At 45.3% G+C, this 15088-nt stretch carries 13 protein-coding genes; 9 read left to right on the forward strand and 4 right to left on the reverse strand.

Features of this window, described 5'->3' with window-relative positions; translation table 11 throughout:
• Positions 1-14: 14 nt before the first annotated feature.
• Entirely contained in the window at positions 15-1208 is a 1194-nt protein-coding gene (locus tag V7K76_RS22575; RefSeq protein WP_334775720.1) for a serine/threonine protein kinase, read from the forward strand.
• Between the two features lie 64 nt (positions 1209-1272).
• Positions 1273-1899 (forward strand): type I restriction endonuclease, encoded by a 627-nt coding sequence (locus tag V7K76_RS22580; protein WP_334775719.1) that lies wholly within the window; start codon positions 1273-1275, stop codon positions 1897-1899.
• Between the two features lie 257 nt (positions 1900-2156).
• Here the strand turns inward: V7K76_RS22580 and msrA are convergent, their stop codons facing one another.
• On the reverse strand, positions 2157-2822 hold the full coding sequence (gene msrA / locus V7K76_RS22585; RefSeq protein WP_334775718.1) for a peptide-methionine (S)-S-oxide reductase MsrA: 666 nt from the start codon (positions 2820-2822) through the stop codon (positions 2157-2159).
• Positions 2823-3000: 178 nt separating this feature from the next.
• Between msrA and V7K76_RS22590 the strand changes: the two genes are divergently transcribed.
• The 7 genes from V7K76_RS22590 (at position 3001) to V7K76_RS22620 (ending at position 10902) form a co-directional block, all read left to right on the forward strand.
• Positions 3001-3438 carry a YidH family protein gene (locus tag V7K76_RS22590; RefSeq protein ID WP_334775717.1) on the forward strand — a complete coding sequence of 146 codons (438 nt, stop codon included), beginning with the start codon at positions 3001-3003 and terminating at the stop codon, positions 3436-3438.
• A gap of 407 nt (positions 3439-3845) precedes the next feature.
• The gene (locus V7K76_RS22595; protein WP_334775716.1) at positions 3846-4724 is read left to right on the forward strand and encodes an STAS domain-containing protein; all 879 of its coding nucleotides are present in this window, start codon (positions 3846-3848) and stop codon (positions 4722-4724) included.
• 13 nt (positions 4725-4737) lie between these two features.
• Positions 4738-5151, forward strand: coding sequence for an STAS domain-containing protein (locus V7K76_RS22600; protein WP_334775715.1), 414 nt, complete (start codon positions 4738-4740; stop codon positions 5149-5151).
• On the forward strand, positions 5138-5536 hold the full coding sequence (locus V7K76_RS22605; protein ID WP_334952632.1) for an anti-sigma regulatory factor: 399 nt from the start codon (positions 5138-5140) through the stop codon (positions 5534-5536). The genes V7K76_RS22600 and V7K76_RS22605 overlap by 14 nt, the downstream gene beginning before the upstream one ends.
• 195 nt (positions 5537-5731) lie before the next feature.
• A complete protein-coding gene (locus V7K76_RS22610) occupies positions 5732-6739 on the forward strand; it encodes an ATP-binding SpoIIE family protein phosphatase (RefSeq protein WP_334775713.1) in 1008 nt (335 codons plus the stop codon).
• A gap of 46 nt (positions 6740-6785) precedes the next feature.
• Complete coding sequence (locus V7K76_RS22615) at positions 6786-8918, forward strand: ATP-binding protein (RefSeq protein WP_334775712.1); 2133 nt, start codon at positions 6786-6788, stop codon at positions 8916-8918.
• A gap of 10 nt (positions 8919-8928) precedes the next feature.
• Complete coding sequence (locus tag V7K76_RS22620; protein ID WP_335030018.1) at positions 8929-10902, forward strand: hybrid sensor histidine kinase/response regulator; 1974 nt, start codon at positions 8929-8931, stop codon at positions 10900-10902.
• 462 nt (positions 10903-11364) lie between these two features.
• On the opposite strand, the gene V7K76_RS22625 is transcribed toward V7K76_RS22620, so the two are convergent.
• The 3 genes from V7K76_RS22625 to V7K76_RS22635 all read right to left on the reverse strand — a co-directional run bounded on the left by V7K76_RS22625 (position 11365) and on the right by V7K76_RS22635 (position 15051).
• Positions 11365-11754: a DUF1634 domain-containing protein gene (locus V7K76_RS22625; RefSeq protein ID WP_334775710.1), complete on the reverse strand. Its 390-nt coding sequence runs from the start codon at positions 11752-11754 to the stop codon at positions 11365-11367.
• Position 11755: 1 nt separating this feature from the next.
• On the reverse strand, positions 11756-12592 hold the full coding sequence (locus tag V7K76_RS22630) for a sulfite exporter TauE/SafE family protein (RefSeq protein ID WP_334775709.1): 837 nt from the start codon (positions 12590-12592) through the stop codon (positions 11756-11758).
• A 206-nt stretch (positions 12593-12798) separates the two neighbouring features.
• Positions 12799-15051, reverse strand: a complete 2253-nt coding sequence (locus V7K76_RS22635; RefSeq protein ID WP_334775708.1) for a recombinase family protein — start codon at positions 15049-15051, stop codon at positions 12799-12801.
• Positions 15052-15088 lie beyond the last annotated feature (37 nt).

Below are 15088 nucleotides of genomic sequence, written 5' to 3' on the forward strand. Positions count from 1 at the left end.
CCAGCAGGTGTAAGATGCTGCAACCAGAACAGATATTACAAGAGCGTTATCAAATCCAGCGCCAACTCGGTAACAATGGGATTCGCCAAACTTGGCAAGCATTGGATTTACAAGCCTCTAATGGCGAAAATTCGACCGTTGTGGTCAAACTTTTGGCCTTTGGCGGTACTGTACAGTGGGATGACCTGAAACTTTTTGAGAGGGAAGCACAAATTCTTAAACAGCTAAATCATCCCCGCATTCCTCGATATATAGATTATTTTTGTATCGACGATCGCACACTCTGGTTTGCCTTAATCCAAGAATATATCTCTGGTGAGTCGCTCAAGGATAAACTTGCTCTTGGTAAAAGGTTTAGTGAAAAGCGAGCGAGAAAAATTGCTGTTGAGGTTTTAAATATTCTCACCTATCTACATGAATTGAATCCGGGAGTGTTGCATAGAGATATTAAACCGAGTAATTTAATCTGGGGTGAAGATAATCGGATTTATTTAGTTGATTTTGGTGCAGTTCAAGATAAAGCGGCAAGAGAGGGCGTTACTTTTACCGTTGTGGGTACTTATGGTTATGCCCCAATGGAACAATTTGGTGGTCGCGCGGTTCCAGCTTCAGACCTCTATGCACTGGGAGCAACTTTGATTCATTTGCTCACTGGAACTTCCCCCTCTGATTTACCCCAACAGGATTTGCGACTGCAATTTACAGACCGAGTTAATCTCAGTCCCAGTTTTGTTAGTTGGCTACAAAAGTTGATAGAACCCGCTCCCGAACAAAGATTTGCTAGTGCAAGCGTTGCGCTAAATGCTCTCAAATCTGGTCTGACTATCAAATCTGCAAACAGGAATCAGCTTTTACCGCTAAAAGAAATAATCAACAATTCTGGATGCGGTGTATTTAATACTATAGAAACAGTCCCAGAGGAAATTCTCGGTTGGAATTGGGGTGCATTTCTGATGCCTTGGTTGTGGATGTGGCCGAATCAAGTGGGGTATGGGGTATTCTGTTTTGTACCCTACATTGGTTTGGTAATGACGATCGCACTCGGTGCCAAAGGCAATGAATGGGCTTGGAAAAGTAGACGGTGGCGCAGTATTGAGCAATTCAAGGCGCATCAAAGAGGCTGGGCGATCGCTGGGATTTTAATTGGAGCGCCGATTAGTATTATGTTGTGGGTTAGAGCGATCGCTTTGCTTAAAACTGCACTTTAAGGCAGTCTTTTGGGTAAATCTCAAGGGAAGATTTTTTAGCCAGATAAGTATAAGGGTTCAACAAATGGTTCAAATTCTTCAAGGAAAAGATATCACCCTAGCCCAACTGATTGATGAATTTGGTCTACAACTTGCAGACGACGAAGATTTTTTTTCCGAGTGGCAGCATGATTTACCTGAGTTGAGTGACTTAGAAAAGCAATCTCTCAACGAAGTCAAAGCAGAATATTTGCATATATCGAAATATCCTATTTTAGAACCTGTAGTCAAAATGGTGGTGCTATCTCCACTATTGCGTCTAGCAGGTTTTTATCAACCGCCTTTCTACATTGCCTCAGAACAAGAGGTAAAAATCTCTTCTGAAGACGAAGGCACGATTATCAGAGGACGTATTGACATTTTGGTGTTGAATCCTCCATTTTGGGTTCTCGTTATTGAGGCAAAACGAGCAGATTATTCTCTGGAGGTAGGAATTCCTCAAGCATTAGCTTATATGTTGGCTAATGCTAGTAATGATAAACCTAATTATGGTTTTGTAATCAATGGTCGGGAATTTCAATTTATTAAGTTGACTAAACAGGTTACACCGAGATATGCATTATCTTACACACTGTCGCTAAATCGTGGGGATGACCTACATACTGTTGTTAAAGTGTTAAAACGCATAGCTCATTTAATTCGTAATTCCTAATGCCATATCAAGGCTAAAATATTGCAAAAAAATTGTCCCTCTCCGACTCGGAGAGGGACAGACTTGAACTTTAGTTCAAGACAGGGAGAGGTTCCTCCAACTCACCTTAAGTTGACAAAGCCAAGAGGGTTTCAAGCCGCGCCCCTTGTGGGCGATTAACATTTTTGGGGGAAGGTTCAAGCCCCACCCCTTGTGGGTGGCTCCTCTCCTGCCTCCTGCCTCCTGCCTCCTTGACTACCCCACCAACTCCATTTCTATCAACTAACTTGCGATTCAACTACACCCACAGGACAAGATACGTTTGTCCCTCCTAAACCACAATACCCATTAGGATTTTTAGCCAGGTATTGCTGATGGTAAGCTTCAGCGTAGTAGAACTCAGGAGCATCCAAGATTTCTGTGGTAATCTTGCCATAACCTGCACCGTTGAGAGCTTGCTGATAAGCTTCCCGCGATGCTTCTGCTAGCTGCTTTTGATTTTCGGAATATACATAAATTCCCGAACGGTATTGAGTGCCAGTATCATTACCTTGACGCATTCCTTGGGTGGGATTGTGGCTTTCCCAAAAGACTTTGAGCAGTTCGGCATAACTAATCACTTTGGGATCAAACACAACCAACACCACTTCATTGTGACCTGTTCGCCCACTACATACCTCTTCATAGGTGGGATTCGGTGTTAACCCAGCAGCGTAACCGACTGCGGTGGTGTAAACTCCTTTAAGTTGCCAAAATTTGCGTTCTGCACCCCAAAAACAGCCCAAGCCAAAGATTGCTTTCTCTAATCCATCGGGAAAAGGAGGTTTTAAGGGATTCTTGTTGACATAATGAGCGGCGGGTACTGACATAGATTGTGCCCTTCCTGACAAAGCTTCTTCAGGTGTGGGCATAACTGACTTTTTGCCAAATCCGAATAGTGCCATTGATTTTGACTCTGAATATATATCTTTACCTTACTTACTATTTTAACGCTGTAAAGATTCTGGCATCGCTTGGGGTTTTCTCAGAGTCCTGCCTAGACTGTGTTGACCTTGTGGCGCTAGTTCATGCTATTCATCGTTATGAATACTTTTCAAGGGTAAATAGTCGTCAAAAGTACTCATGGATAAAATACCGAAAATTGACCGCCAAAGGGAGCATCAAGCGAATGAACGTACATTTCTGGCTTGGCTACGCACTTCAATTGCATTGATTGGCTTTGGTTTTGCGATCGCCCGATTTGGTATATTTCTGCGCCAGTTGAATCTTGCGATTACTCAACAAGAACCTCCCGTACATCAATTATCCAACTCGGAAAATTTGGGTGTTGCTTTGGTAATTTTTGGAATTTCCACTATTGTGTTAGCTGCGTGGCGATACAATCAAGTTTTCTGGCAAATTGAACGAAGTGACTATAGACCAAATAGGTTGATGGTTTGGATAATGACCGGAGTAGTAATTATTTTGGCGTTTCTTAGTCTTCCTTTACTCTTAAAGCGCGATAAAGTACCTTCTCGTTCTCCGCTTCCCATTCAACCACAGTCCCGAAATTTGCATTAAATACAGCAGGAGTCAGAATTCAGGAGCCAGAATTCAGGAGTCAGAATACACTTTTTAGACGATCGCATTTTTTTTGTAACTTTTTTGCCGATTCTGAATCAATTTTAGGGTAGGCGTAGCCCAACCCAGTTATCGTAAATTAAAGGGTTTAAGAACCTGCAATCTACATGTAGCACCCATTTCAGTCGGGGTTTGTCTTGAGAAATCGCTCCACTTGGACAAAGCCCAAGACCGCGTTTCTCGCTAAATCCCCGTCTGAAATTTATTTAATTTTGAATTTTGAATTTTGAATTGTTAACGCTGTATGTCTGCCCAATTTCTTGTACTTGATATCTAGCAAGCTTTTAGGCTTTTTGTAATCATCGCTTTCAGCTTAGGCTGAATCGTCATACACTGATTTTGAACTAATGAAAGCGGTTGCCCTCAAAGAAACGATGAGCGAAAGTAAGATATCAGAGATATTAGAAACCTTCGAGGCAGACTTGCTGTCGGAGTGGACTCAAGAACTAGCCACGGTGAATATTCGGAGAGGCTTGATTAAAGAAGCACAGCTAAAGGAGGAGTGCCGGGAATTCCTTAGTTTGTTTCGGATTGCTGTTGGGCGGGGCAACTTTACCAATATTCAGGCAGCGACGTGGCAAGATATGCGGGAGATGCTCAACAGCATTTCTCGATCGCGATCGCAAAATGGTTTCACACCCTCAGAAACGGCTACATTCGTCTTTTCGTTCAAGCAACCCCTCTTCAACCGAATGCGTCAGCAATTGAAAGACCCGATAGAGTTGGGTGAAAATATCTGGTTAGCCACAAACTTACTGGATCAGCTAGGATTGCTGACAATTGAAGTCTATCAAAAGGCGCGAGAAGAGGTGATTTTGCGGCAGCAGGAAGAGTTGATGGAGCTGTCTACCCCAGTGGTTAAACTCTGGGACGGAATTTTGGCATTGCCGATAATCGGCACCCTGGATAGTGCCCGGACTCAAATGATGATGGAGTCGTTATTGCAGAAGATTGTCGAAACCAGTTCAGAAGTTGCCATCATTGACATTACCGGGGTTCCCACTGTCGATACCCTGACTGCTCAACATCTGCTCAAGACCGTTACCGCCGCCCGTCTTATGGGAGCTGATTGTATGATCAGTGGCATTCGCCCTCAAATTGCCCAAACGATCGTTTATCTCGGCATTGATTTGACAAATGTAGTCACAAAAGCAACCTTAGCCGATGCCTTTCTCACGGCGCTAAAGCGGTTAGGAACGACCATTACCCGCTCTCAATCCAAATAGCTGGAAGGAAGCAATGGAAAGTATTCCTATACTTAAAATGGGCAATTTTCTACTTGTGACGATCCAGGTAGATATGCACGATCGCCTCGCCATGACGCTACAGGAAGACCTGACAAACCGCATCACTCAAACTCACGCTCACGGTGTCCTGATTGATATTTCGGGGTTAGAGATTGTTGATTCCTTCATTGGGAGGATTTTAGCCAATATTGCCAGAATGTCACGGGTGCTGGATGCTGAGACAGTTGTTGTTGGGATGCAGCCTGCTGTGGCAATCACCTTAGTGGAATTGGGGATGTCGCTGAGGGGGATTCGCACTGCCCTAAATGTTGAAAAGGGTATGGCATTGTTGCGATCGTCACTCAATGAAACCACAAATCAAATTACTGCCACTAAATGGCGTGCAGATGACGATGCAGAAGACTGAAACTATCGACATTCAATCTTCTACAGATGTGATTTTAGTCAGGCAGTCCGTGCGCCAGCTAGCCGTGGAAATTGGCTTTGGCTTAGTAGACCAAACTAAAATTGTGACCGCCGCCAGTGAGTTAGCCCGCAATACCCTAGACTACGGGGGGGGCGGCACAGTCAAGCTAGAAACGCTTCAGGAAGGGCGACGACGAGGACTGCGGCTGACCTTTGAAGATCGGGGGCCGGGTATTCCCGATATCGATCTGGCGCTGAAGGATGGGTTCACCACGGGCAACGGCTTAGGTATGGGGCTGGGTGGTGCTAAACGACTTGCTAACGAGTTTGATATTCAGTCTGCGGTGGGAGAAGGGACACGGATAATAATTGTACGATGGAAATAAAACAGGAGTCAGAATTCAGAATTCAGAATTCAGAATTGGTGAATACTCTACCCATAAAGGGATAGAGTTTTAAGGCGAGAATATTTTAATTTTTTTCGCCCACCATTCTACTTGCTTTTAACCAATATTCATTACCCACTCGTACAGAATTCATACGCTCATTCTGACTCCAGAGTTCTGAATTCTTCTTATAAAATGAGAGAGTCTGTTGCCGTCACAATTACTGAATCTAGCCAGACTGGAGAAGCCAGACGGGTAGCGATGGCTTTAGCAACTCGGCTCGGTTTTCAGGAAACAGAACGGGGCAAGGTTGGGATTGTGGTGACAGAAATTGCGAACAATTTGGTACAGCACGCCCACGGCGGAGTCGTGCTGCTGCGATCGCTCAAGGAAGATTCCAGAATTGGCATTGAAATCTTATCGCTAGATAAAGGACGGGGAATGGTCGATGTGGATGAGTGTTTGCAAGATGGCTTTTCCACAGCCGGAACCTTGGGCAATGGCATGGGTGCAATTCGTCGCCTTTCTAGTTTATTGGAAATTTACTCCATTCCCAACCAAGGTACAGCCCTTCTCGCTCAACTCTGGCCAGACTCAGCACCCCATCAACCTGAAAAGTTTTTAGAAATTGGAGCGATCTGTTTGCCCAAACGAGGAGAAGAAGTTTCAGGAGATACCTGGGCATCGGAAGTCGATTGTTGCCGTAGCCTGTTGTTAGTAGCCGATGGTTTAGGGCATGGGCCGGCGGCGGCTTCTGCTGCTGATGCAGCCGTGAGAATGTTTCAAGAAAATCTTCATCGTTCTCCAGGTGCGATCGTCGAAGCTGCCCACGCCGCCTTGCGAAGTACGCGAGGCGCAGCACTGGCTATTGCCGAAATCGATTTTGAACAACAGTCTGTCCGCTTTGCCGGAATTGGCAATATCGCTGCCAGCATTTTCTCCTTTACTGAGCATCGCCATCTGTTATCTCACAATGGCACGGTGGGACATGAAATCCGCAAAATTCAAGAGTTTAGCTATCCCTGGTATGCCAACGGAATTTTAATTATGCATTCTGACGGATTAAGCGCTAAGTGGCAGATCGATCGCTATCCAGGCTTGATGCAAAAACATCCCAGCCTGATTGCAGGGGTGCTATACCGAGACTTTAACCGGGAGCGGGACGATGTGACGGTGTTAGTTGCGAAAGGAATGGGCAGTTAAGGCAGGGGGCAGAAGGTTTAAGAATTTTGAATTGGAGTGAAGCGACTTGACAATTGTTTTTACGATCGCCATTCAGTACGAAGAGGATGTTGTGCAAGCTCGGCAACGAACTCGTGAGATCGCCGAGCAGTTGGGCTTTGATGCTCAAGATCGGGCACGATTGGCAACGGCAGTTTCCGAAATTGCCCGCAACGCCTTTCAATATGCCCAAGGCGGAACGGTTGAATTTTCTGTGGCGGGAGAGCCGCAAGGGTTTCTGATTCGGATTCAGGATTGGGGTGGGGGGATTCCTGATTTAGCAGATGTTTTGGCCGGACGCTACACCTCTGAGACGGGAGCGGGGCTAGGCATTGTGGGTACTCGGAGATTGATGGATTTCTTTGAGATTGAATCACTGCCGGAGCAAGGAACAACGGTAACAATCGGTAAAAGGTTGTCGAAGCGCACACCTAATTTCACCGATTCGCAATTGCAGCAGATTCGAGAAACCGTAATTGGGCGATCGCCTGAAAATCCCTATCAAGAAATCCAGCAGCAAAACCAGGAATTACTCCGGGCTATGGCAGAGCTACGGAAGCGTGAGGAAGAACTGAGCCAACTCAATCAGGAATTGGAAGATACTAATCGCGGTGTGGTTGCCCTCTATGCAGAACTGGATGAGAAAGCCAGCTCTCTGCAACAGGTAAACGAGCTAAAAACCCGCTTTCTCTCGAACATGAGCCACGAGTTTCGCACGCCGCTCAACTCGATTCTCTCCCTGTCTCGGATGCTGCTAGCACGGATGGATGGCGATTTGACCATCGAGCAAGAAAAGCAGGTGACATTCATCCAAAAGGCGGCAAGCGGATTATCAGAATTGGTCAACGACTTGCTGGATTTGGCAAAGGTAGAAGCTGGAAAAATTGAAGTGCATCCCAGTTCTTTTGAAGTTAGTGAATTGTTTGGCACGCTGCGGGGGATGCTGCGCCCGTTATTGGTTCAAGGCTCCTCTGTAGCGCTGATTGTCGAGGAACCTGAAGACATTCCGCCGCTCTATAACGATGAGGGGAAAGTCGCTCAAATTCTGAGAAACTTTGTCTCGAATGCGCTCAAATTTACCGAGCGGGGAGAGGTGCGCGTCAGCGCTGTGCAAACGGGTCATAATGTCACCTTCTCTGTATCTGATACAGGTATCGGCATTGCTCCCGCCGATCGCGAACGGATTTTTGAGGATTTTATGCAAATTGAGTCCCCTCTGCAAAAGCAGGTGAAGGGAACCGGGTTAGGATTGCCGTTATCGCGCAAGCTAGCGGAGCTACTCGGCGGCAGCATTTCGGTGAAAAGTCAGCTGGGTGAAGGCTCTACCTTTACAGCCTTGATTCCCATCGTCTACCCAAATGCCACCGAATTTCCCACTATACTGCAACCAATCGTATCAGTTGAGCCAACTCGCCTGCCCATTCTGGTAGTTGAAGATCACCCAGAAACCCTCTTTATTTACGAAAAGCACCTTCAGGAATCAATCTATCAATTGATTGCTACCCGCACCTTAGCTCAGGCAAGGCTAGCCTTACAAAAACTTCGACCGGCGGCGATTATGCTAGATATTCTGCTGGAAGGGCAAAACGGCTGGACGTTCTTGCGAGAAATCAAAGGGGATGAAACAACCCGCACTATCCCTATACTCGTTATTACCATCGTTGATAACGAGAAGCAAGCTCTGGCCTTAGGAGCAGATGGTTTTCTAATTAAGCCGGTAGACAGATTGCCCCTGTTAAATAAACTTAATAGGCTAATTACTGAGAACAAGCCTCAAAAAATCTTGTTAATTGATGATGACCCCGCCTATCGATATCTTGTGAAACAGTTGTTAATAAATACACCATTGAGTATTTTAGAAGCCGCAAACGGACAAGAAGGATTAAATTTGGCACAACAGGAGCAGCCAAACGCGATCGTGCTGGACTTGGAGATGCCAGAGATCGGCGGATTTGACGTACTCAAGCAGCTGAAAAACAATTCCGTCACTCAATCGATTCCTGTGATCATCCACTCATCTGCCCAACTGGATACAGAAGCGCACAGCCAATTAGCAAAACAAAGCATAGCCATTGTTTCCAAAGAAATAGGCTCTCAAACCACGGCGATTGCTCAACTTCAAGATGCGCTTGTCAAAGCCGGACTTGTTCTAGAGGTTTAAGAGGAAAGTCATGTCTGAGCCACGGGTTACAATCCTGCATGTTGACGATAACGAAGCTAATCGCTACGTTGTTAACCGGATTTTGCAAAATGCAGGCTTTAGTGTCGTGGAAGCGGCAACTGGAGCAACAGGATTAGAAGCCGTTGTTAACTTTCAGCCTGACTTAGTAATTTTAGATGTCCAATTACCAGATATCAGTGGCTTTGAAGTCTGTCGCCAAATTAAGGCAAACCCGGAAACGACTTTTATCCCAGTGCTACAACTTTCTGCAAGTTTTGTCCAAAGCCAGGATAAAGCGGAAGGCTTGGATAGTGGTGCCGATGCTTATCTGGTGCAACCTGTTGAACCAATTGAACTACTTGCCACCGTGCGATCGCTGCTGCGAATTCGCCGGGCGGAGGAAGCTGCTTTGTCCTCAGCGCGGGAGTGGCAAACCACCTTTGACTCCATAAACGACGGCGTTTCTCTGGTAGATCGGGAAGGGATAATTGTGCGCTTTAATCGAGCGATGATGCAGCTTTTTGGCAAGCCCTCCGACGAAATCTTAGGTTATGCTCACCATGAACTGATGGGCGCAAAATTGGGAATCGGCGATGGCGCTTGTTTTCGCCGTGCGAAAGAAACTCACCAACGGCAAATTCTCGAATTTCAGTCCCAAGAACGCTGGTTTGCCAAAACCATCGACCCAGTAATTGATGGGGATGGGACTCTCACAGGTGCCGTTTTCATCCTGTCTGATATCACCGAACGTAAACGATCAGAAGCCTTGCTGCAAGAGCAAAACGATCGCCTCAATCAACTAATGATTTCTTTGCAGCAACAGACCGAACAAGCGCAGCAAGCCAACCGCATCAAAGATGAGTTTTTGGCAGTGCTATCTCATGAATTGCGATCGCCCCTAAATCCGATTCTGGGTTGGGCAAGAATTCTACAAAAGAGTCATCAGGATGCAGCCAAAACTCAGTACGCCCTCGAAACCATTGAGCGCAACGCGAAATTGCAAGCCCAACTAATCGAAGATTTGCTCGATGTGTCGCGTATTCTCCAAGGTAAGTTGAGTTTAAACACAATTCCAGTCGGTCTAACTTTTACCATCAAAGCTGCCCTTGAAACCGTGCGGCTGGCTGCTGAAGCTAAATCCATTCAGATTCAAACAATATTTGAACCGAACGTTGGACAAGTGTTGGGTGATTCTGGTCGTTTGCAACAAGTTGTTTGGAATCTACTTTCTAACGCGATTAAATTTACCTCACCCGGTGGTCGAGTAGAGGTGCGGTTAGAAACAATCAAGGATGAAGTAGATACTCATCCTGCGGAATATACCCAAATCACTGTCAGCGATACTGGTAGGGGTATATCTGGTGAATTTCTGCCCTACGTCTTTGACTACTTCCGCCAAGCCGATGGGACAACGACGCGAAAATTTGGCGGGTTGGGGTTAGGGTTAGCGATTGTCCGTCATTTGGTTGAATTACACGGCGGAACTGTTCAAGCAGACAGTCCTGGAGAAGGACAAGGAGCAGTATTTACAGTCAAACTTCCACTGAGCGCTGCTTCAAAATTGAATCAAGTTAATACAGCCGATCGCGATCGCTCAGACTTCACTCTCAATGGATTGCAAACGCTGCTTGTAGACGATGATAGAGATTCGCGGGAGTTTATTGCCTTCGTGCTACAACAGTACGGGGCACAAGTGACGGAAGCAGACTCAGCACATGATGCTCTGAACAGCTTGGGGCAAGCAAAATTTGATTTGTTAATTAGTGATATTGGTATGCCCGATATGGATGGCTACACCCTAATTCGTCAAATTAGAAAGCAGTCACCCGATCGAGGCGGAGAAATTCCAGCGATCGCCCTAACTGCCTATGCGGGAGAAATTAATCAACAACAAGCACTAGCCGCCGGATTTCAACAGCATATTTCTAAACCAATTGAGCTAGAAGTATTAATACAGGCTATTTTAACGATAGTAACGGTATAGCAATCGGATTTGATTTCTGAATCACTCGTAGAGCTAAGGGACTGGGGACTGGGAAGAAGGATTAACAATTCAAAATTCAAAATGACGCTCGCGGACTCGCTCTAAGCGAAGCCATGCCGAAGGCTTTACGCTGCGCTAACAAAATTCAAAATTAAAGACATTTCAGACGTTCGCGTAGCGTCTCGTAGAGAAGAGAAGTGCCTTGCGCGGGTTCCCCGCGTTGTGGCAACTGACGCTCCTCCGTCGCTCTAAGCGAAGCCATGCCGAAGGCTTTACGCTAGCGCTAACGGGGGATTTAGCGAGAAACGCGGTCTTGGGATGCATCCCAAGTGGAGCGATTTCTCAAGACAAACCCCGACTGAAATGGGTGCTGCATGTAGATTGCAGGTTCTTAAACCCTTTAATTTACGATAAAGGTGTACTGAGTTTTGTTCAAAAATCAAATATGAGTCCTGTATCAATTTATAAATATCCGCCAATCAGACTGTATAACAATCCAAACAGTACAATCAAAGTCACAATAATATAGGTAAAATCTCGTTGTTGCAGATAGACTAATAGCGAACAGGCTACTCTCACAACTGGAGTAGCAATCAATACCAACAAACCAAGTTGAATAATGCCACGATGACGGCCAGATTCAACAGATGTCACCACCCCCGATGGACTACGAAACTCTGGTAATTCTCCCCGAAACAACTGATAATTGGGAGCCTCATTTCCGTGGCGAATTAAATACAAAATTCCCCCCAGCAAAACTAAAGTGGTGGCAAGAATGACCCCAATTCTTAACAGGTTGCCGAGAAATTGTTCAAAGCGTTGTTCAGATTTATTACGCCTGCTTTTCGCCATTCTAAAGCCTCCCCGTTAGACCTTTGTAAATCATTTCCACCGCTAGCACCAAAATCACAACGCTGAAAATATTTCGTAAAATATTTACATTAGCTCTGACTAATACCCGCGCTCCTAATAAAGCACCAAACAGTACTCCTAACATCACAGGCATTGCTAATCCAGGGTCAATATAACCTCGGTTCAGATATATGCCAGCACTAGCCGCCGCCGTAACTCCAATCATGAAATTGCTGGTGGTGGTTGACACTTTAAAGGGAATGTGCATGATTTTATCCATTGCTAACACCTTAAGCGCTCCCGAACCAATACCAAGCATTCCTGAAAGTATGCCAGCGAAAAACATCAATCCAAATCCGAAGGGCACACCGCGCACGTTATAAGACTGTTCTCCTGTGGGAGTTGGATAAGTACCATTCAGCTTAAGACGGATTGCCAGAGAATTTGGCGGCAAATTGTTGAGGTGTTCAGGTGGGTTTTGACGAGATAAGTAGGCGGAGTAGAGTAAAACGATTCCAAATACAATAGCAAGCGATCGCGTAGAAATTTTCGCTGCTACAATTGCTCCAACTATTGCGCCAAAGGTTGTTGCTACTTCTAGGAACATCCCTAGCCGCACATTTGTATAGCCTTCTTTAACGTAAGCTGATGCGGCTCCACTAGATGTAGCAATTACAGATACTAATGAAGCACCGATCGCATAACGAATATCAATCCCAAAGATCAATGTTAAAAAGGGGACAATTACTACTCCACCACCTAACCCAGTTAGTGCCCCCAAAAATCCGGCAACAAACGAGCCGAACCATACTAATAGAGAAAATTCTAGGATGTTCAAATTGCTTCCCCCGCCACAAACTTTTTTGCTTGAGACTAGAAAGCGAAATTCAACCTGATTGCTGCTTGGTTGATTTCACCCCCGAATATTCTAGGAAGTTTCGTTAATAGAAACAAATATTTTTGTTTGTTAAATTGATAATTAAAAGTGATTAATAAGTCAGAACTCTACTTAATCATTCGTGAATAACTAGATCCCCGACTTCTTCAAGAAGTCGGGGATCTGAACTTCTCAGTAGATTCAGAAATAACCGTTACACAGGCATTCACTAAGGGTAACAGCGGCCCTAATTGCTCTTGTCCATTTACGGCTAAATCACTGTGACATAAATAAACTCTTTCAGATACACGAGAGAGTAAATCTGTCAAAATCCTTTGCAGTCTTTGTTCTTCTGCCAATTTCTCTTCTTCTGCTGTCCAAGGTTCGCCTAACCTGTCTCGCAGAAAAAACGGCGCACCAAACAAAGTCGCTGCACCACCTTTCGCCCACAGGGGTGAACCAGCATCCAGCCAAAAATGCCAACGGTGCGATCGCCTACTAGATCGATATTGAAATATAGTTGCTAGTGTGACAGCCTTTCTCGCTCCACCAATGGGACGCACTGGGTAAGGGTTGGCGGTAATTGTACCACGTCGCAGTAGTTGAATAAATTCAATAATAGTTGTGTGAGGCGTTGTCTCAACTGGGGCAATTTGTCGTAACCTGGTGTCAATTTCCCAGTAGTGTTGGGCGGTTTCTAATAATTCCCGCAATGCTGCTAGTTGTTCGTAGGGAAGATTACTACCATTCCACAAGAAGCGCTGAATTGCTCTGTCTAAAAGGGAAATGGGACTGGGAATTAACCGCAATTCTTGTTGCGATCGCTGCTGTTCTAACCACTCTAATATCTCATTATAGGCTGTAGTCGCTGCATAGCCGATTCGATCCCAGCGCTCAAAAGTTGACACTGGTAGCAAGTTGGGGCGATCGGGATGGGGTACAAAGCAGTAATCTGCAATCAAACCAGCACGTACCGGATCAATATTTGTAGATACCCGATTCATCGCGTCTGTTGTAGAGACGCGATTCATCGCGTCTGTTGTAGATACCCGATTCATCGCGTCTGTAGAGTTTTCTGGTAGTTGTTGTTTCCTACTCAAGACGACTAGCATTTCTGCCACAGCATCCCGATCTACGAGTCGTCCCAAGCCGGGATAAACTAGTGCCAGCATGGTGAGTAAGGCGCGAATGACGGGCGAACTAATTAGAGGACGTTGGTCATTCAGCGATTCTACTGGGATATTTTGTTTAACGAGGATTTCTACTAGAGTATAACGAGCGATCGCATCTAAACCTGGTGCAATAATCGCCACTTCTTCTGCTTGCACTTGTTGAGATTGGATAGCATTAGCAATTTCCTCTGCTGTTTGCCGCAATAATTGGGCGCGGGAGGTGGTTTGAATTGAATACACTGTTTTTGGTAAACTCAACAGTACCATCGGTTCTGTGACTAATTCCACCATCTGTTTAGTCAGTTGCTCACTCAGAGATTCTGGAGGTGGCCCACTCAATATTTCTACCCGACAACGCTCTGCTAACCCTTCTAGATATTTGGGATCTGCTCCCAATCCCAAGCGCACTGCACCGTCGGGATTGTAACTAAATGCACCAACTGCACCTCGATCTAATAGCAAATCAAACAAAAGACGCGCTACGCTAGGATAGTCATCGACATCATCTGCTAGTATCGCCTGATATCGTTTAGTTAGGTGCTGCTGGTAATTGCGATCGCTTAACAAGTGCTGACTATAAAGTTCAGTAATAATCCCATAAGTTAGTAACCCCCTCTCTAAACACCAGTTCCGCCAATCTAGCAGCAAAGATGCCAAAAATTCCGGCTCTAAAGTTGTGGTATTTTCCCCCAGACCCCTTGCCAAAATCTGGGCAATATCTTCGCAAGGTACACCACTGTAAGCCGCTAATTGCAATAAGTCTAGGATGCGACGCACCAAACGAGATTCATTCACTCCCGCAATACGTAAAATTTCTTCGTCTAATTGGGGACGCCAGAGTTTGGTGGCTAATTCTTGTTCCGTTTCTGGTCGCAATCTTACCGGAAACTGTGCCTTCAGGTTCAACGAGTTAATTAGTAACGGCCAAAATAAAATGACTTCATCCTGAAAAAAACCTAGTGGTGTCTTGGCACGAACCGGATATTTACCCAACGTAGATGTAACAATTATGTCTCCTAACTCTCGGCGATTATCATCATTAGCAGCTAAGACTAAAACTCCTGGTTCTATTTGTTTAAGATATAAAAATTCGGGTACATAAGCACCTTTTTTACGTCCTGTTTTTTTAGTATAAAATGATTCAGTATATTGATTTTCCGATTTTACCCAATTACAAAATTGCTCTACTAAGCGAGCCGTCTTACCACTGCGGCTAGTGCCAACAATCCAAACCGAATGAGAAACCACAAACTTTCTCCTTGTAGATTTGCTAGTATACCTCGTG

This window comes from Nostoc sp. (assembly GCF_036917975.1).
In the GTDB taxonomy this organism is placed as follows: Bacteria; Cyanobacteriota; Cyanobacteriia; order Cyanobacteriales; family Nostocaceae; genus Nostoc.

What these genes read in the sequence shown, in the direction of transcription:
- V7K76_RS22610 (WP_334775713.1), top strand. Translation starts at nt 5,732, where the DNA reads ATGAGAGAGTCTGTTGCCGTCACAATTACTGAATCTAGCCAGACTGGA.
- V7K76_RS22600 (WP_334775715.1), top strand. Translation starts at nt 4,738, where the DNA reads ATGGAAAGTATTCCTATACTTAAAATGGGCAATTTTCTACTTGTGACG.
- msrA (WP_334775718.1), bottom strand. Translation starts at nt 2,822, where the DNA reads ATGGCACTATTCGGATTTGGCAAAAAGTCAGTTATGCCCACACCTGAA.
- V7K76_RS22580 (WP_334775719.1), top strand. Translation starts at nt 1,273, where the DNA reads ATGGTTCAAATTCTTCAAGGAAAAGATATCACCCTAGCCCAACTGATT.
- V7K76_RS22620 (WP_335030018.1), top strand. Translation starts at nt 8,929, where the DNA reads ATGTCTGAGCCACGGGTTACAATCCTGCATGTTGACGATAACGAAGCT.
- V7K76_RS22605 (WP_334952632.1), top strand. Translation starts at nt 5,138, where the DNA reads ATGCAGAAGACTGAAACTATCGACATTCAATCTTCTACAGATGTGATT.
- V7K76_RS22595 (WP_334775716.1), top strand. Translation starts at nt 3,846, where the DNA reads ATGAAAGCGGTTGCCCTCAAAGAAACGATGAGCGAAAGTAAGATATCA.
- V7K76_RS22590 (WP_334775717.1), top strand. Translation starts at nt 3,001, where the DNA reads ATGGATAAAATACCGAAAATTGACCGCCAAAGGGAGCATCAAGCGAAT.
- V7K76_RS22575 (WP_334775720.1), top strand. Translation starts at nt 15, where the DNA reads ATGCTGCAACCAGAACAGATATTACAAGAGCGTTATCAAATCCAGCGC.
- V7K76_RS22625 (WP_334775710.1), bottom strand. Translation starts at nt 11,754, where the DNA reads ATGGCGAAAAGCAGGCGTAATAAATCTGAACAACGCTTTGAACAATTT.